At 47.8% G+C, this 21,121-nt stretch carries 20 protein-coding genes, 1 other RNA gene and 1 pseudogene; 12 read left to right on the top strand and 10 right to left on the bottom strand.

The genetic code is table 11. The features are described from left to right. Positions 1–2: 2 nt before the first annotated feature. The 9 genes and pseudogenes from ssrS to aspS form a co-directional block, all read right to left on the bottom strand. Positions 3–180: non-coding RNA, 6S RNA (gene ssrS / locus LBQ00_02595), on the bottom strand. A gap of 29 nt (positions 181–209) precedes the next feature. Continuing rightward, a pseudogene (locus tag LBQ00_02600) lies at positions 210–440 on the bottom strand (cell division protein ZapA). Between the two features lie 19 nt (positions 441–459). After that, positions 460–693 (bottom strand): hypothetical protein, encoded by a 234-nt coding sequence (locus tag LBQ00_02605; GenBank protein ID MDR2017756.1) that lies wholly within the window; start codon positions 691–693, stop codon positions 460–462. Between the two features lie 3 nt (positions 694–696). Then, positions 697–1,825, bottom strand: a protein-coding gene (gene prfB / locus LBQ00_02610; protein MDR2017757.1) for a peptide chain release factor 2 whose coding sequence is annotated in 2 segments (ribosomal slippage) — positions 697–1,746 and positions 1,748–1,825 — 1,128 coding nt in all. Because the reading frame shifts where the segments join, the coding sequence is not laid out codon by codon here. A 95-nt stretch (positions 1,826–1,920) separates the two neighbouring features. Then, on the bottom strand, positions 1,921–3,072 hold the full coding sequence (locus tag LBQ00_02615; protein MDR2017758.1) for an NADP-dependent isocitrate dehydrogenase: 1,152 nt from the start codon (positions 3,070–3,072) through the stop codon (positions 1,921–1,923). Then, positions 3,069–3,566, bottom strand: coding sequence for a 3-isopropylmalate dehydratase small subunit (locus LBQ00_02620; GenBank protein MDR2017759.1), 498 nt, complete (start codon positions 3,564–3,566; stop codon positions 3,069–3,071). The genes LBQ00_02615 and LBQ00_02620 overlap by 4 nt, the downstream gene beginning before the upstream one ends. Further along, positions 3,532–4,824 carry a 3-isopropylmalate dehydratase large subunit gene (locus tag LBQ00_02625; protein MDR2017760.1) on the bottom strand — a complete coding sequence of 431 codons (1,293 nt, stop codon included), beginning with the start codon at positions 4,822–4,824 and terminating at the stop codon, positions 3,532–3,534. Before LBQ00_02625 ends, LBQ00_02620 begins: the two co-directional genes overlap by 35 nt. A gap of 2 nt (positions 4,825–4,826) precedes the next feature. Beyond that, a complete protein-coding gene (locus LBQ00_02630) occupies positions 4,827–6,635 on the bottom strand; it encodes a histone-lysine N-methyltransferase (GenBank protein MDR2017761.1) in 1,809 nt (602 codons plus the stop codon). A gap of 1 nt (position 6,636) precedes the next feature. Continuing rightward, entirely contained in the window at positions 6,637–8,397 is a 1,761-nt protein-coding gene (aspS, locus tag LBQ00_02635) for an aspartate--tRNA ligase (GenBank protein MDR2017762.1), read from the bottom strand. Between the two features lie 352 nt (positions 8,398–8,749). Between aspS and LBQ00_02640 the strand changes: the two genes are divergently transcribed. Beyond that, positions 8,750–10,690 carry a L,D-transpeptidase family protein gene (locus LBQ00_02640; GenBank protein MDR2017763.1) on the top strand — a complete coding sequence of 647 codons (1,941 nt, stop codon included), beginning with the start codon at positions 8,750–8,752 and terminating at the stop codon, positions 10,688–10,690. 91 nt (positions 10,691–10,781) lie between these two features. Here the strand turns inward: LBQ00_02640 and ubiE are convergent, their stop codons facing one another. Continuing rightward, the gene (gene ubiE, locus LBQ00_02645) at positions 10,782–11,543 is read right to left on the bottom strand and encodes a bifunctional demethylmenaquinone methyltransferase/2-methoxy-6-polyprenyl-1,4-benzoquinol methylase UbiE (protein MDR2017764.1); all 762 of its coding nucleotides are present in this window, start codon (positions 11,541–11,543) and stop codon (positions 10,782–10,784) included. 501 nt (positions 11,544–12,044) lie between these two features. Between ubiE and LBQ00_02650 the strand changes: the two genes are divergently transcribed. The 11 genes from LBQ00_02650 to LBQ00_02700 all read left to right on the top strand — a co-directional run bounded on the left by LBQ00_02650 (position 12,045) and on the right by LBQ00_02700 (position 21,113). After that, positions 12,045–12,356, top strand: coding sequence for a DUF2778 domain-containing protein (locus tag LBQ00_02650; protein MDR2017765.1), 312 nt, complete (start codon positions 12,045–12,047; stop codon positions 12,354–12,356). 591 nt (positions 12,357–12,947) lie between these two features. After that, complete coding sequence (ndhC, locus tag LBQ00_02655) at positions 12,948–13,328, top strand: NADH-quinone oxidoreductase subunit A (protein MDR2017766.1); 381 nt, start codon at positions 12,948–12,950, stop codon at positions 13,326–13,328. Continuing rightward, the gene (nuoB, locus tag LBQ00_02660; GenBank protein MDR2017767.1) at positions 13,283–13,795 is read left to right on the top strand and encodes an NADH-quinone oxidoreductase subunit NuoB; all 513 of its coding nucleotides are present in this window, start codon (positions 13,283–13,285) and stop codon (positions 13,793–13,795) included. The genes ndhC and nuoB overlap by 46 nt, the downstream gene beginning before the upstream one ends. Then, positions 13,789–15,363: an NADH-quinone oxidoreductase subunit D gene (locus LBQ00_02665; protein ID MDR2017768.1), complete on the top strand. Its 1,575-nt coding sequence runs from the start codon at positions 13,789–13,791 to the stop codon at positions 15,361–15,363. The genes nuoB and LBQ00_02665 overlap by 7 nt, the downstream gene beginning before the upstream one ends. A gap of 31 nt (positions 15,364–15,394) precedes the next feature. Continuing rightward, complete coding sequence (nuoH, locus tag LBQ00_02670) at positions 15,395–16,369, top strand: NADH-quinone oxidoreductase subunit NuoH (protein MDR2017769.1); 975 nt, start codon at positions 15,395–15,397, stop codon at positions 16,367–16,369. Next, entirely contained in the window at positions 16,366–16,809 is a 444-nt protein-coding gene (locus tag LBQ00_02675) for a 4Fe-4S binding protein (protein ID MDR2017770.1), read from the top strand. Before nuoH ends, LBQ00_02675 begins: the two co-directional genes overlap by 4 nt. After that, entirely contained in the window at positions 16,810–17,316 is a 507-nt protein-coding gene (locus LBQ00_02680) for an NADH-quinone oxidoreductase subunit J (GenBank protein ID MDR2017771.1), read from the top strand. Further along, entirely contained in the window at positions 17,313–17,639 is a 327-nt protein-coding gene (gene nuoK / locus LBQ00_02685) for an NADH-quinone oxidoreductase subunit NuoK (protein ID MDR2017772.1), read from the top strand. Before LBQ00_02680 ends, nuoK begins: the two co-directional genes overlap by 4 nt. Before the next feature lie 6 nt (positions 17,640–17,645). Continuing rightward, positions 17,646–19,118 carry a monovalent cation/H+ antiporter subunit D family protein gene (locus tag LBQ00_02690; protein MDR2017773.1) on the top strand — a complete coding sequence of 491 codons (1,473 nt, stop codon included), beginning with the start codon at positions 17,646–17,648 and terminating at the stop codon, positions 19,116–19,118. Beyond that, positions 19,115–19,360 carry a hypothetical protein gene (locus tag LBQ00_02695; GenBank protein MDR2017774.1) on the top strand — a complete coding sequence of 82 codons (246 nt, stop codon included), beginning with the start codon at positions 19,115–19,117 and terminating at the stop codon, positions 19,358–19,360. The genes LBQ00_02690 and LBQ00_02695 overlap by 4 nt, the downstream gene beginning before the upstream one ends. Further along, positions 19,353–21,113 (top strand): Na(+)/H(+) antiporter subunit D, encoded by a 1,761-nt coding sequence (locus tag LBQ00_02700; GenBank protein ID MDR2017775.1) that lies wholly within the window; start codon positions 19,353–19,355, stop codon positions 21,111–21,113. The genes LBQ00_02695 and LBQ00_02700 overlap by 8 nt, the downstream gene beginning before the upstream one ends. Positions 21,114–21,121: the final 8 nt, after the last annotated feature.

A 21,121-nucleotide genomic window follows, 5' to 3' on the forward strand; every position in this document is an offset into this window, starting at 1 on the left:
ATCAAAACCCCGCAATGCCGTGTAAACAACAAAATCTTGAACCTCTTGTGAGTGTGGGCGCCATTTCGCCGCTTAAGGCTTCTCGCCGAAACGAGCATGCACACCGCGTGCGGTATAAAGCTCCCGTTAAAGAGGTGTTGGTTCTAAGTTCATCATTTATCACGCGCATCGCAGGGAACCTCAAATCCTTCAACCTTTTTCAAGAGCCTCAACGTTCGGCCTTCAATTTTCTCTGCCTGTTCTTTCATGAGAAGATATTCATCGGAAAGTTCCATCATAGCCATGATGACTGCATTCAGGGTATTTACTATACCGTGGTTGCTGAGAACATATCCGATTCTCTCGGAAACAAACTCGGCAATCTCTTTAATTCTTTCGTCATCCTCGCCTATAAAGGTGAACGGTTGATTTAGTATCCTAACCTCAACCTTTTTTTTCATCTACACATTTACATATATATTATACTTCAACCTTTTCAACTTTCTCAAGCAGCTTCGTGACTTTGTCCATTATAAGTTCGCGCTCGGTTCTGTTGGAATTCACCTTTTCCTTCAGCTGGGCATTTTCAGTCTCCACTAACTGGAGTCTTGCCATGGTATCTTCATGTGCTTTTTTCATCGACAGATAACCGTTGATCAGGCCATCAATCTTTGTTTCCAGATCTTCAATCCTTGTTTCGCTAAACAGTTCCATACGTCATTTTATATTGTTTTTCTGTTCGAAAGTCAAGTACAAAAGGCACGTTTTGATGAAATGATCAATGTCTCCGTCTAGCACCGCTTCGGCATTGTGGTGCTCCGCTTTTGTGCGATGATCTTTGATCAGCTTATACGGGTGCAGGATATAGGAGCGGATTTGACTTCCCCACGATATATCTTTCTTCTCCTTGTTGAGGGAATTCATCTTCTCTTCCTGTTTTTTCTTCTCAAGTTCATAGATTCTCGACTTGAGTATGGCCATAGCTATGGCTCTGTTCTTATGCTGGGACCGCTCGTTCTGGCACTGAACCACGATGCCGGTCGGTAGGTGTGTGATCCTTATGGCGGATTCTGTTCTATTGACGTGCTGTCCGCCTGGTCCGCTTGACCGGAACGTGTCCACCCTCAGATCTTCTTCCCGTATATCGACAGGTATGTCTTCAGGGAGTTCAGGGTATGCATATATGGAGGCAAACGACGTGTGGCGCCTGTTGTTCGCGTCGAATGGGGAAACTCTCACGAGTCTGTGTATACCTACCTCGCATTTCATGTATCCATAGGCATAGGCTCCCTTCAACATAAACGTCACATTCTTTATCCCCGCTTCCTCGCCCGGAAGCATGTCGACCACCTGGGTCTCAAATCCTCTTCGCTCGGCCCACTTGAGATACATCCTGAGAAGCATTTCAGCCCAGTCCTGAGCCTCCGTGCCTCCGGCTCCCGCGTTTATATAAATGATGGCGTTTCTCTGGTCATTATCACCGCCGAGCATCCGCTCCATTTCATACATACCGAGGGACTCGTCGAGGGAGTTGAGAAGGGAGGTGAGTTCGTCCATATCCCGGGGATCATCTGTTTCCCGCGCTATGTCATTCATGATGAGGATTTCTTCAAGGTCTTTTTCTTTTTTCCCCCAACGTTCGATTTCTTCCTGGAGTTTTGATCTTTCACGGAGCGCTTGCTGCGCTTTTTCATGGTCGTCCCAGAATTCTTTGGCTCCGATAGCGGCGTCGAGTCTGCGGATTTGTTCCGTTATTGCAGATAGGTCAAAGATAACCTCTAAGAGATCTCATTCTTTCCGTCAACTCATCTATTTTGCTTTTGGTTTCATCTGTCATCATAATAATATATCCTTTCTTCTAAATGCTTTCCCTCGTGGAATGAGGTTGCCCCGGGCGGGAAAGGGATTTATATCAGTCAATAACTGTATAGCTGTGTGGGATCACTTGGCGGCCGTTATCCTTGAGGCCACCTCCGCGCCGAAGGCGCTGCATTTCACCGGGTGTACCCCCTCCATCTGTCTCGCGAGGTCGTATGTTACTACCCCCCTCCGGATTGTCTCCTGAACAGCGGTTTCGAGTGCGGTGGAAGCCGCTCCAAGGCCTATGTGGTGAAACATCATGGCTGCGGAAAGGAGAAAGGATGTAGGGTTAATCGTATCTTTGCCTGCGTATTTGGGGGCGCTTCCATGGGTCGGTTCGAAGATGGCGACCCGGTCACCTATATTTGCGCCCGGGGCCACACCAAGTCCGCCAATGAGTGCCGCACATGCGTCCGAAAGATAGTCACCGTTCAGGTTCGGACATAACAATATGTCGTAATCTTCCGGTCTTAATATGGCCTGCATGAACATGTTGTCCGCAATTCTGTCGTTAAGCGGGATCTTACCGACTTCATCTCCAGGAGTCACCGAATCAGAAAAGTCGCGGGCTATGTCATAGACCCACTCCCTGAAGGCTCCTTCCGTGAATTTCATGATGTTCCCCTTATGTACAACCGTGATTGACCTCCGGTTATTCTTAATGGCATATTCTATGACCCATTTCGCGAATTTTCTTGTAGCTCCAAGGCTAATTGGTTTTACGCCGACGCCGGTATCTTCTGGCAGGGATACTCCCATGGCCTCCTTAAGGAACCTGAGGATGGTGAAGGCTTCGTTGGTCCCCTCTTTCCATTCGATCCCCTTGTAGAGATCCTCCGTATTCTCTCTGAATATTATGAAGTCCACGTTTTCCGGTTTTTTGAGAGGACTCGGGAGGCCTTTGAAGTATTTTACTGGCCTCATGCATACATAAAGGTTAAAAATTTGTCTTAGGTAAACATTTACACTTCTGAAACCGCCACCCACTGGCGTAGTGAGAGGCCCCTTGAGTGCAACTCTTTTTCTTTTGATCTCTTCTATTGTGGCATCGGAAAGGAGCGTCCCATCTCGGTCAATGGCCTTTTGTCCTGCCTGAAAAACCGTCCAGACGAGCCGCTTTTCGCCTCCGTAGGCCTTTATTACGGCTTCTTCAATGACTTCTCGAGAAGAGCTCCAGATGTCTTCTCCGGCGCCGTCACCCTCAATGTAAGGAATCTCAATGGTCTCTCTCACAGTTTCAACTCCCCGTATTTTTTGATATAACCGTCGAGGCCGCCTTCGTTGAGTATAGCCCTCATTATTTTGGGAAGGGGTGCGAATCTCTTTTCTACCCCCTTTGTCTTATCTACAAGTATTCCGTCATCGAGTCTGAGTTCCAGGGTATCTCCTTCGTCGATGTCATCCACGTTGCAGATGATAGCTGCCAATCCTACGTTGATTGCATTTCTGTAAAATATGCGGGCGAAGGAGCGGGCAACGATTGCGTCTATTCCTGCCATGCTGATGATCACGGGCGCATGCTCTCTGCTCGACCCAAGCCCGAAGTTTGACCCGCCCACGATAATGTCGCCCTTCTTTGCTTTTTCGTGAAAGCCAGGGGCTATGTCTTCGAAAACGTGCTTTGCGAGGTCCTCAAGATTGGATCTCAGGTGATAAAACCTGCCCGGTGTTATGTGGTCGGTGGAAATATTATCACCGAACTTCCACGCCCTTCCTGCCAATATCATCAACAACCTCCCTGGGATCTGTAAGTTTTCCTTCAAGTGCAGCAGCAGCAGCGGTTGTCGGTGATGCGAGAATGATTCCGGAATCGGGGTTGCCCATCCTTCCCAGAAAGTTCCTGTTTGATGTGGAAACACACACCTCGCCGTCGCCGAGAACACCCTGGTGTAGTCCTATGCACGGCCCGCATCCTGGAGGGAGTATCGTGGCTCCAGCGTCGAAGAGGACCGCAATAATACCTTCGTCCAGCGCACGCCGGTAGACCGTACGTGAGCCTGGACAGACCAGCAGTCGCACGCCTTTTGCCTTGCAACGGCCTTGAAGCACCAGTGCCGCTGCTCTCAGGTCCTGAAATCTGCCGTTTGTGCACGAACCGATAAAAACCTGATCCACTTTAAGGCCTTTTACCCTGGTGTCCGTTATATCCACCGCATTATCCACCTGATGTGGCAGGCTTACCATGGGTGAAAGATCTCCGACATTGATATGAAATATCTTATCATACGTTGCATCCCTGTCGGGGGCGATCTCGACATAGGCTTTTTCTCTTCCCATCCGTGCAAGGTAACTTCGGGTCATCATATCCGACGGGAAGAGACCGCACTTCGCCCCCGCCTCTACCGCCATATTCGATATGGTCATCCTGTCTTCCACTTCCATGAGGGTCACAGTATCTCCCGCAAACTCCATCGATTTGTATGTCGCACCGTCAGCCGAGATCATACTGATTATCTTAATAATTAGGTCTTTTACGAAAACGCCCGAAGGAAAAACGCCGCTTATCTCAAACCTGAGGCTCTCCGGGACCCTTAGCCATGTTTTTCCAAGGCCCATTGCAGCCGCAATATCCGTGGAACCCATCCCGGTCGAAAAGGCGGAAAGGGCGCCTCCTGTGCATGTGTGCGAATCGGCGCCTATAAGGAGTTCACCCGGTGAAAGAGCTTGCTCTGCCATCAACTGGTGGCATATTCCGTCTCCTACTTCACTTGTCGACGCGCCGTATGAGGCGGCGAAGTCCCGTATTATCACCTGATCGTTCGAGAGCTCCATTCTTGGACTCGGAGAACCGTGATCGATAAAAAACGTAACCCGGCTTCCATCGAAAAGGGACTTGAAGCCCATGGCTTCGAATCGTTTTATTGCCAGGGGCGCAGTACCATCCTGGAGAAGAATTCTGTCTACGCCTACTATCGCGTAATCCCCCTGACTTACATCTGTTCCAGCCTTCATGGACAGTATCTTTTCGGCTATGGTTTTGCCCATATCTATTCCCCGGCTTTCGTGAGGTCTTCGAATTTGATGTCGAGTCCAAGCACGCCCACTATCTCGCCCACCTGGTCCCTGACGGGGCACGACACGGTGACACACAGGGCGCCGGTGAACTTGGAGGAATAGATATTCGTGACGCTGATCTTCCCTGACTTTATAGGGTTGATATACCATTCCCTGTCCGAGAAGTCCTCATTTAGACCAATCTTGTGGTACTTGGCCCTGTCGAAAACTTGATTGATATTTTTGGTGATCTTTATCCCCTCGCTGTTCACGATGTAGGCGAACTGAATGTAAGGATACTCTTCCACGATATTGCTAAGAACTTTCTCTTGCTTTTCCGGGACCATCGTCTTGATGTCCGGATCTTCGATATATTTCTCGATCAAATTAGCCGCCATGTCGTAGGCCCTCTTTTTTAGCAATTCGAACTCGGATACGAATATTTCAGGTACGTATCTCCTCACGAGGTGTTCTATCTCATTATCCGATATAACGGTTACACGGCCTTCATCGTATTGTTTGAGTATCCATTTATTGACCTTGGCTACCCCGGGATGTGTCCTTTCGATCCTGTCTTTTCCTAAAAGGGCGAAGTGAGAATTAATCCAGTGTGCGATACCAGAGAGTCCTGACTTGTCGGTAATATTTATAGTAAGCGGCCGATTCAGAATTCTGTCGGTGTCAAAGGGGATGTAGATCTCCTCATTTTTGACTATACCATCGATATGGACGCCGGCTGACGTGGTGTTAAAGTCGATCCCGATGAAAGGCTGACCTCTGGGGATCTGATGGCCGAGCTCTTTTTCGAAGTAATTGCGTGTTTCGGTGATGGTTTGCGTGTCTATTCCGTTTGTGTCGCCCATGAGACTGATGTATTCCATTATGAGCCCTTCAATAGGGGCGTTCCCGGTTCTTTCGCCGATACCGAGAAGCGTTCCATTTACATAAGTGCAACCGTAAAGCCAAGAGCTTACACTATTGACCACGACTTTGTTGAAATCATTATGGCCGTGCCATTCCAGACATTCAGAAGGAACGCCTGCATCGTCGATCATGACCCTCACCAGCTTTCCTATGGCTCTGGGCAACGCTGCCCCTGGGTACGTGACGCCTATGCCGAGGGTGTCGCACAACCTTATTTTAATCGGGACCTTCGCGTCCTCGGCAATATTCATCAGTGCCTGCGCGAAAGGTACGCAGAACCCGTATATATCTGCTCTTGTCACATCTTCAAGATGGCATCTCGGTATAATCCCATGTTCGAGCGTATCCTCCACGATCCTGATGTAGTCCTCGAATGCCTGCGACCTGGTCTTTTTCAACTTGAGAAATATATGATAATCTGAACAGCTTGTAAGGATTCCCGTCTCTTTAATGCCGAGGTCTCTTACGAGCTGTAAGTCATCTTTCTTTGCTCTTATCCAGCCGGTAATCTCGGGGTAACGATATCCTTTCGAACGGCACCTTTCAATGGCATCGCGGTCTTTATTGGTATAGAGGAAGAACTCACTCTGCCTGATAACCCCTTTGGGACCCGATAACCGATGGAGCAGATCAAACAGGTCCTCAATCTGCGCGGCGGTAAACGGCGGCCGGGATTGTTGGCCGTCCCGGAACGTGGTATCCGTGATATATATGTCCTCGGGTGGATCAATAAGCTCAATCTTGTGATCGAATTTTATCTTGCAGACTTCAGAGAATGGGAACATATCCCTGTAAAGTTCGGGTTCCTCTACGTCTATAAGCGGGTACTTCGCGCCCTTAGAAACATTTTTGAAAATGAAACCCGATTTCTTTCTCAATTTATCCTCCCGACGGGTCCACGACAGCCCGTATCTTAAGTTCGTTTAACTGTCTGGCCGATATCTTCGAAGGTGCGCCGGTCATAAGGCATGTGCCCCTTTGGGTTTTCGGGAAGGGTATGACGTCCCTGATACTTTCCAACCTGAGCAGCATCATGAGGAGCCGGTCAAATCCGAAGGCGATTCCACCGTGAGGCGGTGCACCCATCTCAAGGGCTTCGAGAAGAAATCCGAATTTTTCTGTTGCCTCCTCTTCTTTTATGTTGAGGAGTTTGAACATGGCCATCTGTTCGTCGGTTCTGTAAATCCTGATACTGCCTCCTCCTATTTCCACGCCGTTTAGGACAAGATCGTACGCTTTGGCTTTGATCGTATCATAGTCACCCTGAAAACTCCTCACGTTTTCCTTTGCCGAGGTAAAAGGGTGATGCCTGGCCATATACCGTTTTTCTTCTTCGCTGTACTCAAGAAGCGGGAAATCTACCACCCATAGAAACTTGAAAAGGTTTTTTGCAATAAGGTCGTATTTTTCTCCGAGATAAAGCCGAAACCTGCCCATTAGTTCGTTGGTCTTGTTTCTCGGTCCTGCCATAATGAAAAGGACATCGCCGTTTGCTAATCCCAGCCTATTGTCCATTTCAGTCTTTTCCTGATCTTTCAGATACTTGACGATGGGGGACTGAAGCGTGTCGTTTTCCTTGCGCATCCATATGAGACCGCCTGAACCCATCTCTTTTGCTGTATCGACCGCAGTATCGAGATCCTTCCGGGAAAGGGTCTTGCCCTTAAGGACCACGGCTTTGACCGCACCTTTCTCCTCCACGGTCTTCTTGAGGATGCCAAAATCAGTCTCATTGAAGATATCCGTCAGGTCTGTCATGAGGAGGTCGAACCGCATGTCCGGCTTATCTGTCCCATAAAGTTCCATCACGTCGTCATAACTCATTCTTAAAATCGGGGTCTCAAGGATGTTACCCGTAACGGATTCGTACACCGCTTTTATAAGACCCTCGCTCAAGGCGATGACATCGTCCACGTCCACGAAACTCATTTCGATGTCTACTTGAGTGAACTCGGGCTGTCTGTCCGCCCTCAAGTCCTCGTCCCTGAAACACCTCACAACCTGAAAGTACCTGTCGAATCCCCCTACCATCAGCAACTGTTTGAAAAGTTGAGGAGATTGTGGCAAGGCATAGAAGTTGCCGGGGTTGAGCCTGCTCGGCACGATAAAGTCCCGCGCTCCCTCAGGAGTACTCTTGGTGAGCATGGGGGTCTCGAATTCATAGAAGCCATTATCGACAAGGTAGTCCCTGGTCGCCTTATAGGCCCGGCTTCTGATAAGGAATGACCTCTTTATTTCGTCTCTGCGCATATCAAGGTACCGATATTTGAGGCGGAGCGATTCGTTGGGTTCCTCCTCGTCCAACTGGAAGGGCAGAGGTTTACACGTATTGAGAATCTCGAAATTAGTTACGTATATTTCCTCTTCGCCTGTGGGGATGTTCATGTTTTCGGTCCCCTCAGGGCGGAGGTCAACTTTCCCTGTAATTGTGATGACGTATTCCTGCTTGAGTTCTCCCGCTTTATTGTGGGCTTCACGCGAAATGTCGGGAGAAAAGACTATCTGCACGATGCCGCTTACATCTCTAAGATCAACGAATACGAGACCGCCATGGTCTCTTCTGCGAAACACCCAACCTGACAGGGTGATCGTCTTCCCCACATCTTCTTTTGTAACCAGTCCGCAGTATTTATCTCGCACGGTATACCCCCTATAAAAGTCATTTATTATATATTCCGACGGGATTACAAGTCAAGGCTCGGAGAGGGTTCAAATGCGTCCCGAGCCGCAGATTAACGGTCGCGTAAAACGGTATGCATCTTGTTTTGCCTGTGATCCTTCCTTGGCGTCGTGCCTTGTAGAGCTCGCAACAGAACTTCTCTGATTCTCTGATTATATAGTAATCCATTTTGATCTGAATTATCGTGAATGTCGCGTAAGTAAAAAGAGCAGAAGCTTTCACTTGATTTCGTGACCAAAATGTTCAACAATCAAATGCATTCCCATTGACCGGGGATGTCCGGGGCATGGCGCTCCAGTATCGGGACGGAGTATGGAAACTACTCAATTACGCCGTATTTATAGGAGATTAAAAAAATTTTTACCAGACCCAGGAGAGGTCTATCTCATTCAGTCGATTGAGGCGCAAATGCTCTTTGTCTGCGAGAAGGAGACAATTCTGGAGCGGTATGACGCGTCAACCTCCAGCTTCGGGAACGGAATCAGGGAAGGCTCGTTCAAGACGCCACCGGGCGTCCACAGAATCGTAGAGAAAATAGGCGCCGGTGCTCCACTGGGCCGTATTTTTAAAGAATGCCGTGATACGGGTGCCGATTGGGACGGCGTCTCCATGGAAGAAAATCTGATACTTACCCGTATTTTACGACTGGAAGGAATGGAGACAGGGGTCAACAAGGGCGAGGGCGTGGATTCATGGGGACGTTGTATTTACATCCATGGTACGAATCGGGAGGACCTTGTAGGCATGCCTCTGTCTCACGGTTGCCTATGTCTGCGTAACGACGATATCATCCGTTTGTTTGAGACGGTGAGGGAGGGAGTGGTCATCTTCATTGAGCCTCCGCCCGTGGTAATCGGTGAAACCTCATGCTGGAGTATCCATTTTACGGGTGTCTTTGGTACCGGCATGAGCGCTTTGGCGCAATACCTGCGCTTTCAGGGTATTTTTGTCTCCGGCTCCGACCGTCTCCTTGTCAGTGAGGACACAGTCCCCATCCGGCAAGGCCTTGAGGGTCTTGGGTGTGACATTGTAAATCAGGACGGCTCTGGGATTGATGAGGATACCGATATTGTCTGCATCTCTACGGCAATAGAAGAAACAAATCCCGATATTGCCACTGCCCACGCTTTGGACCTTCCCATTGTGCATCGTTCAGATCTGCTTGCCGCAATTATCTCGTCCCATAGGACGGTTGCCGTCGCGGGCACGAGCGGCAAATCGACGGTGACGGCAATGATCTTTGAGTTTCTGACTGCGTGCGGGAAATCGCCTTCTCTCATAAGCGGCGCGGCCTTGCTGAGACTTGAGAAGCAGGGGCTTATCGGCAATGCATTCAGCGGAGGTTCCGATCTTATGATTGTTGAAGCTGACGAGAGTGACGGGACGTTGACCAAATATTCTCCTCATGCAGCGGTTATTCTTAATGTTTCCAAGGATCACAAGAGTGTAGATGAAATAAGGGCGCTTTTCGAGACGCTCGTTTCGAAAAGCGGATGGACTGCTTTGAATGCGGACGATCCCATACTCGCTTGTCTTCCTCGGGCAGTCGGTTTCGGCGGGAATACCTCGGCATCGTGGAGACCTGACCGCGAGGAACTTTTCAGCACCTCGGTGAAGCTTTCTCGCAATGGTATCGAATATCACCTGCCGCTCCCAGGAAATCATAACCTGGAAAACCTGCGGGCTGCTCTCTGTGTATGTGAGTATTTCGGTTGCGAGGAACTTCCTCTTGCCGATGGGGTGAAGAATTTTGAGGGCGTTGCCCGACGTTTTTCAGTAACAGGGACGGAGGACGGTGTCCATGTAGTTGATGATTTCGCCCACAATCCGGCGAAGATAGCCGCTGCCGTAAACGCGGCAAGAGGCCTCTCGGGGCGCATCGTTGCTGTGTACCAGCCTCACGGGTTTGGTCCCACGAGGTTTCTGAAAGATGAATACATTTCGACCTTCCAAGCCGTCTTTCGACGGGAAGACTCACTATATCTTCTGCCGATTTATTACGGTGGAGGCACAGCGGAAAAGAACATCGCCTCGGAGGATATCGTAAACGGTTTGGGCCTCGTGCCATTTCATGCCTGTGCGGTAACGAGCCGCAGCGAACTACTGGCGGGATTGATAGCTGACGTGACGCCGGGCGACTGTGTTCTCGTAATGGGAGCCAGAGATCCGTCGCTGCCCGCTCTTGTGAGGAAAGTGGTCAATCTTTTTGGCGGAACAAAGAGAAAAGGTGTGACCGTCCAGTCATCGGAATAACAAATTTCTTGTCCGGAGGAATAATTTTCAACAGCCTGGTCCGGGCATGTTGTCGGAAACCCCGGAAACCTTTGAGGGTATTCACTCAGCGTTATCCGGAGTGAGCGTTCTTGATGCCCATGTGTATGACGGCAATCCCGTTCGATACCCGCCGGTAAGTGACCTCGTGAAAGCCTATTTTTTCAAGCATTCCTTTTAGTTCCTCGGGAGGAGGGAAGACCCGGATTGACTCAGGCAGATAGGTATACGCCTTTCGGGAGCCCACGATGAGGAGTCCAAGAAGAGGCATGATGGAAAAGGAATAGAGGTCATACAGCCACCGGAACGGTGTGAAGACTGGTTTAGAGAATTCGAGGCACATGAGCTGTCCACCTGGTTTCAACACCCGGTGCATCTCCCTGAAACCTAGCTCAATGTGAGTCAGGTTCCTGATTCCAAAACCTACCATGGCGGCGTCAAATTGGTTGGACCCGAAGGAGATGCACTCCGCGTCGCCTTGGACATAGAGGGCTTTTCTCCTTGCCTCTGCATTGACCTGTTTCTTTCTCCCTGTGACCATCATCTTTCTGTTGATGTCGTAAAGCACTACCTGTCCGGTAGGATGAACCTTCTTCATTGCGAGTATGGAAAGGTCGCCGGTGCCGGCGCACACGTCTATGACACTGTCTCCTGGCTTAAGAACGAGCATCCGAACGGCCGTTCTCTTCCAGAGGTAATGTATTCCGAAACTGAGCAGGGTATTCATCATATCGTATTTCTGCGCTACGGCGTCGAAATGATGTCGTACCCAGTTGACCTTCTCATGGGCTGGAATCTTTTGATAACCGAAATCGGCGGTCTCCATATCTTTCATGGCGTCATCCCTTCCTTGAGTCTTGCCTTCACCGTCATCAGCTTTTAAGAGGAACTATGCCGACTTCTTCCCTCTATAAAGTCTTTGATCTTTTAACTTCACTGACAACGCCATTATACCAGAGAGCAAAACAATCCTCCAGTGCTGGATGCCGCTGTTAAAAATGTTTATGAATATATAATCCAATTTGTATACTATATTTTTAGCTTTAATTTATTAAGGGGTGATAATATTTATCATGTTCCAATGCACATTCACTCTAAACAATCAGCCAATGAGTTTCATCAAAGGACCTGGTTTTGAGTACGAGGCGTATTCGGGATAACTTGAATATCGCAACAAGGTTGCGTTTCAATGCACGCCCATGTTCGGTGCGATCCCGAATTGGTCGCTATGCAATAGCAGACAGGGAAAGCGGTGGTCTGAAAAGTAAGATTATCGCCGCAATTAAGTCAATAAAGAAGCTCTAGCAACCGTTTTGACTGGTTTGTCTTATACGTCTTGGATAATCGAATAGACGACGAAGTGTTTTGCAATGGAGTAAGGCGTGGTGAATTCCGACTTCATCCTGGCGGATCGCCAGGCAGAAGCTCCGGCTGTGTAACTTTGCCTAACAGTGGTGATTTTCGCATGTTGCGCCATAGGATAATTGCCCAAAGATGTATTATCCCGGGGCACAACTTTGAGGTTTATGGCGTTCTCAATAGTTATTGCGTAAACTGTTTAAGATCGTTCGTAAGACCGTTCTGTGGCTTTTTTGGATCTTTGTTATTCACCTGCTATACTGTGCTTTTATATCAGGTACGCGCTTAATTAAGTTACCCAGAATGGGCACACAAACCAGTCACTGGATAATTTTGACGTTTGAAACTTCACCGGAAGATGCGGATTGTGTCGCCCTATCGTTTCTTGCCGCTGTACATCTTGCATTAATCGCCGTATCTTTCGGTTTACTCTGCTTAGGCTTTAGGTGGTGGAAGCGGAAAAAAGAAAAAGCATCAGAGCGCTTGATTTTATCATAAATATATGGACGTTTGAGCCTGGAAGATTTATAGGTGACCCAAACCACTTCAATGTGAGACTAAACAACTACTATACAAACCGTAGAAGTCTGTGATTAAGGAAAGTTGGGAGGGAGTATCCTGACGAAGGAATACCGTTTGTCCGCTTAAATAAGAATGCTGTTTCATGTCTGGTAGATATCCAGATCGGTCTTTTCCGCGGCACTCCTTCTGTCAAGAGAAAAGGCAAATCGCATTTGTATCAACAGAGAAAGTGAGTGTTTACAATAAGGTTTGTTGATACTTATAAAGTTGCACAAAAAAAATTCCGAGAAAGTTAAGTTTGTTCTTGACAAGCAACCGTCAATCATAATAAAAAACATGTGAAATAAATAACAACTTTATGGATACTTTAAGCCAATTTTTCCCTGTTCTGGTCTTTTTTCTGGTGGCGATTGTATTTGCAATTGTGCCGGTGGCGGTCCCGTATTTTCTGGCTCCCCGGACTGCAGGAAAAAAGACACTGTCTACTTATGAATGTGGAGTAGAACCTTTCGGCGGAGCATGGATAAGATACAGCGCGGCTTATTATATTTATGCGCTCATTTTCATTGCTTTTGATGTTGATGTCCTATACCTGTTCCCTGTGGCCATGAGTTATACTAGGGGAGCAAACATGTATGAGTTCTACTCATTGATTATCTTTGTTGCAATCCTTGCGTTTGCAATAATCTATGCATGGGGAAAAGGAGTATTCACCTGGAAACGAAAGATGCAATTATAAAATTTGCGCTCCTTGACGACATCCTTAACCTCGCCCGGGCGAATTCGCTTTGGCCTATGACGTTTGGCCTTGCATGTTGCGCAATTGAGATGATGTCTACCGCCATGGCAAAATTCGACCTTGCCCGGTTCGGCGCCGAGATTTTCAGGCCGTCACCCCGGCAGGCGGATGTCATGATTGTATCAGGCACTGTTACAAAGAAAATGGCGCCCCTGCTCGTGACTCTATACGAACAGATGCCGGCACCGAAGTGGGTAATCGCCATGGGCAACTGTGCCATATCGGGCGGTCCTTTTTTGTTTGAAGACCAGTATAATCTCGTTGAAGGAGTTGACCTTCTCGTTCCCGTGGATGTCTATGTGCCAGGTTGTCCTCCAAGACCGGAAGCTCTCCTTGAAGGTCTTCTTAAGTTGGAGGAAAAACTGACCGGAAAAAGAAGGTTCCCTACGCCAGAGGCAAAATGGTAACAGATATTCTGGAAAAATTAAAAACGACTATTGGAGCGGCGGAAATTTCGGAGGTCTCTTATGAGGAGAGAGGCTACCATATCAGTGTAGCGGCTTCCAAAGAAACCCTCCACAATGTCATAAAATTCTTTGACGACAGAAAATTTTATTTCGAAGATATGCTCTGTGTCGACTACAAGGATTATCTTGAAGTCGTCTATTTCTTTAATAATTACCGCTTTCTGTGTCGGGTGAAAGTAACCTTAAAAGTAGACCCGGCGAATCCTCACGTGGCCACTATGTCTGGCATATTCGATGGGGCTGCTTGGTATGAGAGGGAAATTCATGAGTTCTTTGGAGTGGTTTTTGATGGCCACCCCAATATGGGGTATCTATTTCTCCATGACGGCATAGAATTTTATCCCCTCCGCAAAGGGAAAGTGCGCATTCCGCCGGAAGATCGGGAGCGGCTCGCGTACTTTAAAGTAGATGAGCAGGAAGATGCATTTACCGTCAATTTCGGACCTCAGCACCCCAGCACCCATGGTGTTTTGCGTGTCGTAGTGAAGATGAACGGGGAGTATGTGGAGGCGGCGGAGCCAGTCCTCGGGTATCTTCACAGGATGCAGGAAAAAATGGGTGAAAACCGGGGTTTTATGCAGTTCTTGCCCAACACGAGCAGGATGGACTATCTTGGGCCCATGAGCTTTAATGCCGCATATGTAAGTGCAGTGGAAAAGCTGTGCAAAATTTCTGTTCCCGAGAGAGCTAATATTATAAGAGCGATCACCATTGAATTGAACAGGATCTCAAGCCACCTTCTCTGGCTTGGCGCGTATCTGGCCGACTTGGGTGGCCTTACGCCTTTCCTCTATGTGTTTGACGACAGAGAGCAGATAAACGACATCCTTGAACGCATAACGGGATCGAGACTCACTTACTGCTATATGAGATTTGGTGGTCTCTACAATGACGTAGATGAAAAGTTCATAGAGGGGACGAGGGCTTTTATAGCGAGAATGTACGATCGTTTGAAAATGTACGACACTCTTGTCACGAAGAATGTTATATTCATAAATAGGACAAAGGGCATAGGTATACTGGATGAGGAAGGAGCTAGGAAATATGGGTTCTCCGGTCCTGTACTCCGAAGCGTGGGAGTGCCCTATGATATCAGAAAAACCGAACCCTATGCGGCGTACGGCCGAATTAACTTTGATGTACCGATCGGAAAGAGCGGTGATGTACTTGACCGGTACATGGTAAGAGTTCACGACATGGAAGTCAGCATGAAAATCATTAAGCAGTCTTTGGACATGCTTAGTGACGGTCCTTATGTTGCCGAAAAGGTGCCGAAGAAGATGAAGCCTGTTGCGGGGGATGTCTACCAGGCCGCTGAGTCTCCGCGAGGAGAGGTCGGGGTTTATATAGTGAGCGATGGGACTGATACCCCTTACAGGATGCACTGGCGGGTGCCCTCTTTCTCGAACCTTATAATCTTCCCGTACCTTGCTCCAGGGACACTGATAGCTGATGCCATATCTATTTTAGGGAGTCTTGATCTTTGTATACCGGAGATAGATAGGTGAAAAACAGGATTCTGGAAACCAGGAATATAGTATGAATTGGATCATTGATTTAGTCGGGAAAGATTTAATGTGGTTGGTCGCCGGTCTCGTGGGCGTGATTGCCATGATAGTTATCAACACAGTCATCCTGACATGGGTTGAGCGTAAGGTTTCGGGTCACATGCAGAGAAGAATAGGCCCGAAAGAAGTTGGTCCGTACGGTCTTATTCAGGCTATTGCGGACAGTCTGAAGCTGTTAGGTAAAGATATTATTACCCCCGGACACGTTGAAAGGCCGCTCTACTTTCTTGCTCCAATAGTCATTATTATCCCGGTTCTTGTTTCTTTCGTTGTTATTCCTTTCAGTTCTTTTCTTCAAGTAAAAGATATTGATGTGGGGATACTTGTAATTTTTGCTTTCTCATCGCTGACCGTACTCTCCCTTCTTCTTGCTGGGTGGGGTTCGAACAACAAATATTCCCTTATCGGCGCCATGAGGAGCGTTGCCCAGAACATTGCCTACGAAATACCTCTTCTCCTCACTCTTCTCCCTGTTATCCTTATGTGTAATTCCTTGTCCCTCCGGGATATTGTGGAGGCGCAGAAGGATGTATGGTTTGTACTGTATCATCCAATCCCCTTCTTAATCTACTTTATCGCAGGGGTAGCGGAGACCAACAGGACGCCCTTTGACCTCGCCGAGGCAGAAAGCGAACTCGTGGCCGGCTTTCATACCGAGTATTCAGGCATGAGATTCGCCCTGTTCTTTATGGCGGAGTACACCAATATATTTATTGTCAGTGCTATAGCTGCCATATTTTTCCTTGGTGGTTACCAGGGGCCCATCCTGCCGGGAATCGTCTGGTTCTTCATAAAGACATATTTTCTGGTTTTTGTAATAGTATGGTTCAGATGGACCTTCCCGAGGGTGAGGTTTGACCAGTTGCTTAACTTCTCATGGAAAATACTGATACCAGTCTCGTTTTTGTGGTTGCTAATCTGTGGAGGTTTGCTGAAGATACTATGATGCTACCAGCTGAGATCATAAAAGGCGCAGCTTCTCTCATCATGGGTATGGGAGTCACACTCAAGGCTTTTTTCATGCCTGTAGTGACCACGCAGTATCCACGGGAGACCCTTGAACTGCCGGAAAGGTTCCGGGGTCATATAAAGCTTATCGGTGATCCTGATGTGCCTGACCGGACGAAATGTATAGTATGTATGGCTTGTATAAGGGCGTGCCCTTCTGGGACCATAAAGAAGATTGAGGGTGAGAAGAAAGAGGGCGAAAAGAAGAAGACATGCACGGAGTACATGCTTGATTTTACGACATGCAGTCAGTGCGGGATATGCGTGGAAGTATGCCCCGTGGACGCTCTTGATTTCTCCCATGATTATAATATCGCGGTCCACACACGAGCAGAATGTACATTTGATCTTGTGAAAGAATACGAGAAGAGGAAATAGATGACCCTCGGCGAAATAATTTTTGTCTTCATGACGCTTGTTACCATCTTCGGAGCTCTCGCTACGGTGTTGATGAGTTCCATGATCTATGCTCTAATTGGACTGATAGTCACCATGTTCGGTATTGCGGGTCTTTATGTATATCTCAACGCCCCGTTTGTAGCCATGATGCAGATCCTCATATACGTGGGAGCCATCTGTATTCTGATTGTTTTTGCCGTCATGATTGCCGGTCCGCATTATCTTCGCAGGAGGCCCATTAAAGAGTGGAAGATAAGCAAGCTCCTGATAGCGTTTGCTATCTCCGTTTTTACCTTCCTCATCTTTTTGACCTTTATAAGAGGAAATTTCGATGGGGATGGCAAAATGGCGCTAATTAACACCAAAGATTTGGGGAGGGCTCTGTTCGATACATATGCGTTCCCTTTTGAGTTGATCTCTTTGCTAATCATGGTGAGCATAGTGGGCGCAATTATGCTTGTCCTTTCCTCTAAGGAGGAAAAATGACGGACACTCTTCTCTTCAATAACCTGTACGTATATCTCTTTGTCGCTCTCTTCCTTATTTCGGCGGGAATATTGGGCGTTCTTTACAGGAAGACACTTATTGGGATGCTTATCTCTTTGGAACTTGTTATGAATGGGGTAGGTCTGAATTTTGTGGCCTTGAGTAGGCTAAACAATGGAAGCGGCGTGGCGGGACAAGTCTTTACCCTATTTATTATGGGTATTGCGGCGGCGGAGGCCGCCATAGCCTTAGGTCTCATTATTTTCATATTCCGGAGATACAGGCATATAGAAAGTGAAAAGTTGAAGGAGATGAAGGACTGATAGACTATGCTGATTGAAAGTATACAACCCCTTATACCCATAGTAATCGTTCTTGTGACGACTCTCCTCATATCTCTGTCAGGGAAAAAGCCGAATCTGCGGGAATTTTGGTCCTTAGCCGGCGCTGTGCTGACCTTCATATCCGTGGCGGTCATGGTTCCGGTAATAATGCACGGAGGTAAGATTGTATATACCCTCTCGACCATAGCGCCTGGCATCTCCCTCAATTTCAGAGTAGACGCACTCTCCTTGATTTTCGGTATTGTATCTTCTTTTCTCTGGATTTTCGCGACGTCATATAATATTGGCTATATGAGGTCCTTGGATGAGCATGCTCAGACACGGTATTACACATGCTTCGCCATTGCTATACTCGGGGCCCAGGGTGTTGCCTTTTCTGGAAGCCTTTTTTCGCTATATCTTTTTTATGAGATCATTACCATTTTTACATATCCTCTCGTTGCCCACCATCAGGATCAGGATGGCTACGGTGGGGCGAAGAAGTACATCGTATATCTCATGGGTACATCAAAGGGGTTTCTCCTTCCGGCAGTGGTACTTACATGGGTTTTTACGGGTACCCTTGATTTTGCTGACAATATAACAGGCGGGATTTTTCCGAAAGATGCTAACGGTGTGTGGGTGAGTGTCACCTACGTGCTATTTATTGCAGGGTTCGCAAAGGCTGCCATTATGCCTCTCCACAACTGGCTTCCTTCGGCTATGGTTGCACCTACGCCTGTGAGTGCGTTGCTCCATGCAGTGGCTGTTGTGAAAGCGGGTGTCTTCTGCATCTCTAGAGTGATGCTTTCCACTTTCGGTGTGGAGTTGTTGCAGAACCTTAATTTGGGTCTTTACACGGCATACGCGGTCTCCTTCACTATACTGACGGCTTCGGTGATAGCACTTACAAAAGATGATCTGAAGGCAAGACTTGCATACTCCACCGTGAGTCAGCTTTCCTATGTTGTCCTTGGGATAGCTCTTCTTGACGTGCCCGGTATTACCGGTGGTATTATCCATATAGTGAATCACGGCTTCAGCAAAATCACCCTGTTTTTTTGCGCTGGAGCCATTTATGTGGCAACCCACAAGAAAAAGATTAGCGATATGGCAGGCATAGGATATGCAATGCCCTTTACCATGGGTGCTTTTGCCATTGGCTCTTTGAGTATGATAGGAGCTCCCCCCGTGGCAGGTTTTGTCACGAAATGGTATTTGCTGAATGGTGCTTTGGAGATCCATAACATCCCTATCCTTGTCGTGCTCATGGCAAGCACGATCCTGAACGCCGGTTATTTTGCGCCCATAACGATCAAGGCATTTTTCGAAGGAAGAAAGCAGGGATGGACAAAGGCTGATATAAAAGAGGCACCTATCACGATGGTAGTCCCTCTTGTGCTTGCTTCGCTTATCTCAGTTGCTCTCGGTCTCTTTCCGAGCTTTTTCACTAATCTCATAGGAAGGCTCTTCTCATGATACTAAAGTGGATTGAGTTTCTGCGGGCCCATATGGGCGGGTTAAAGACGGTTTTAATTGTTTACCTGGTAGCCTTGGGTGTGTTTGATGTCATGCAGTCGCGGGTCCACGCCCACTATCTGATTGATAAGATCTATTTATACTGGACCCTATTCGGGAGTATAGGTTGTTTCATCCTTATTAAAGTAGCAAAGGGTATTGCCCATCTATTTCTGGGAAAAGACGAGGATTTTTATGGATAAGTGGATTCATCCGGCTATCTTTTTTTTCATCGGGAGTCTCCTGCTTCCTTTCTTTAAAGGGAAAGCAAAGAAAGGGCTGGCCCTTCTTATCCCCATCCTTTCTATTATCGACGTAGCCATGATGCGCGAGGGAATGTACGGCGTTTGCCGCTTTCTTAATACGGACATTCTTATTGGCAGGGTGGACAAACTGAGCCTTATCTTTGCCTGGGTCTTTACCATCATGGCCTTTCTCGGCGCTCTTTATGGTCTTCACCGGAAGGAAGACGGACACTACATAGCCGGTTCCTTTTATATCGGGGGTTCCTTAGGGGCCATCTTCGCAGGGGATTATCTGACACTCTTTGTGTTTTGGGAAGTCATGGCTTTCTCGTCGGTCTTCCTTGTCTGGTATCGGAGAGTGCAGAGGTCTGTTGACGCTGGGTATCGCTACCTCTTGGTGCACGTCTTTGGCGGACTCTGTTTCTTTATGGGCATGATGCTCTATTATTCAAAGACAGGTAATTTTGTTTTCACGAGAATTCTGCCGGATCATGCCGGTGTCGCAGAATATCTTATTCTCGCCGGTTTTTGCCTTAATGCGGCTGTCATCCCCCTTCATGCGTGGCTCCCTGATGCGTATCCTGAATCTACGGTAGAAGGAGCGGTGCTTATGTGTGCTTTTACCACGAAAACCGCTGTCTATGTGCTTGCGCGGGGTTTTCCCGGGTTTGAGGTGCTGGCCATAATGGGGACCGCCATGACGGTGTACGGGGTGTTCTACGCTGTTATAGAAAATGATATACGTCGGGTCTTGGCTTACCATATTGTAAGTCAGGTGGGATACATGGTTGCTGGTGTGGGAATTGGGACGGACCTTGCCCTTAATGGGGCGTGTGCACATGCGTTTGCCCATATCCTTTACAAGGCGCTCCTATTCATGGGCGCTGGGTCGGTGCTGTATATGACGGGTACGGCAAAACTGTCTAAGTTGGGTGGACTCTATAAGTATATGCCCCTCACGATGATTTTCTACATTGTAGGCGCCATATCTATTTCGGGATTCCCGTTCTTCAGCGGTTTTGTGAGCAAATCAATGATTACTGCGTCAGCCCATGAGACAGGGAGGCTCTGGCTCTTCACTTTCATGAACCTTGCTGGGATCGGTACATTCCTTTCGGTGGGCCTGAAGGTTACGTATTTCGCATTTTTCGCCAAAGAAGCACCCATAAAGGCGAAAGAGCCTCCAAAGAACATGCTCTGGGCTATGGGACTTACATCTGCCTTATGTTTTATAATCGGTATTTATCCTGATTCACTTTACGCACTTCTGCCGTATAATGCCGAATATCATCCGTACACGTCTCACCACTTTGCAGAGATGTTGCAGATATTATCTTTCACCGGTCTTGTATTCTTCCTCCTAGTGAAAAAACTGAGTCCTGAAGACAAGATGAATTTGGATCTCGACTATTTCTACAGGAAGGGCGGGAAAATCTTTATGTGGATAGATAACAAGATCATTGCTCCCATTGATGGATTCTGGGGTGAATTGTATAAGACATTGGCGCTTAAGGCGCTTTTCGGAAAGGCCAAAGCTTCGTATGGCTTCGATAGGCACGTAATCGACGGAATCGTGGACGGATCAGCTTTGACCGTAAAGACTGTCGGGTTGGTGGTGAGGAAGCTTCAGACGGGGAAAATTCAGGCCTATATCGGTATGGCTTTGGTGATATTTTTCTCCATCGTCTGGTTTATTACAATGGGTAGGTAAATAAATGA

The sequence above is a fragment of the Syntrophobacterales bacterium genome, assembly GCA_031274925.1.
Classification (GTDB): domain Bacteria; phylum Desulfobacterota; class Syntrophorhabdia; order Syntrophorhabdales; family Syntrophorhabdaceae; genus PNOM01.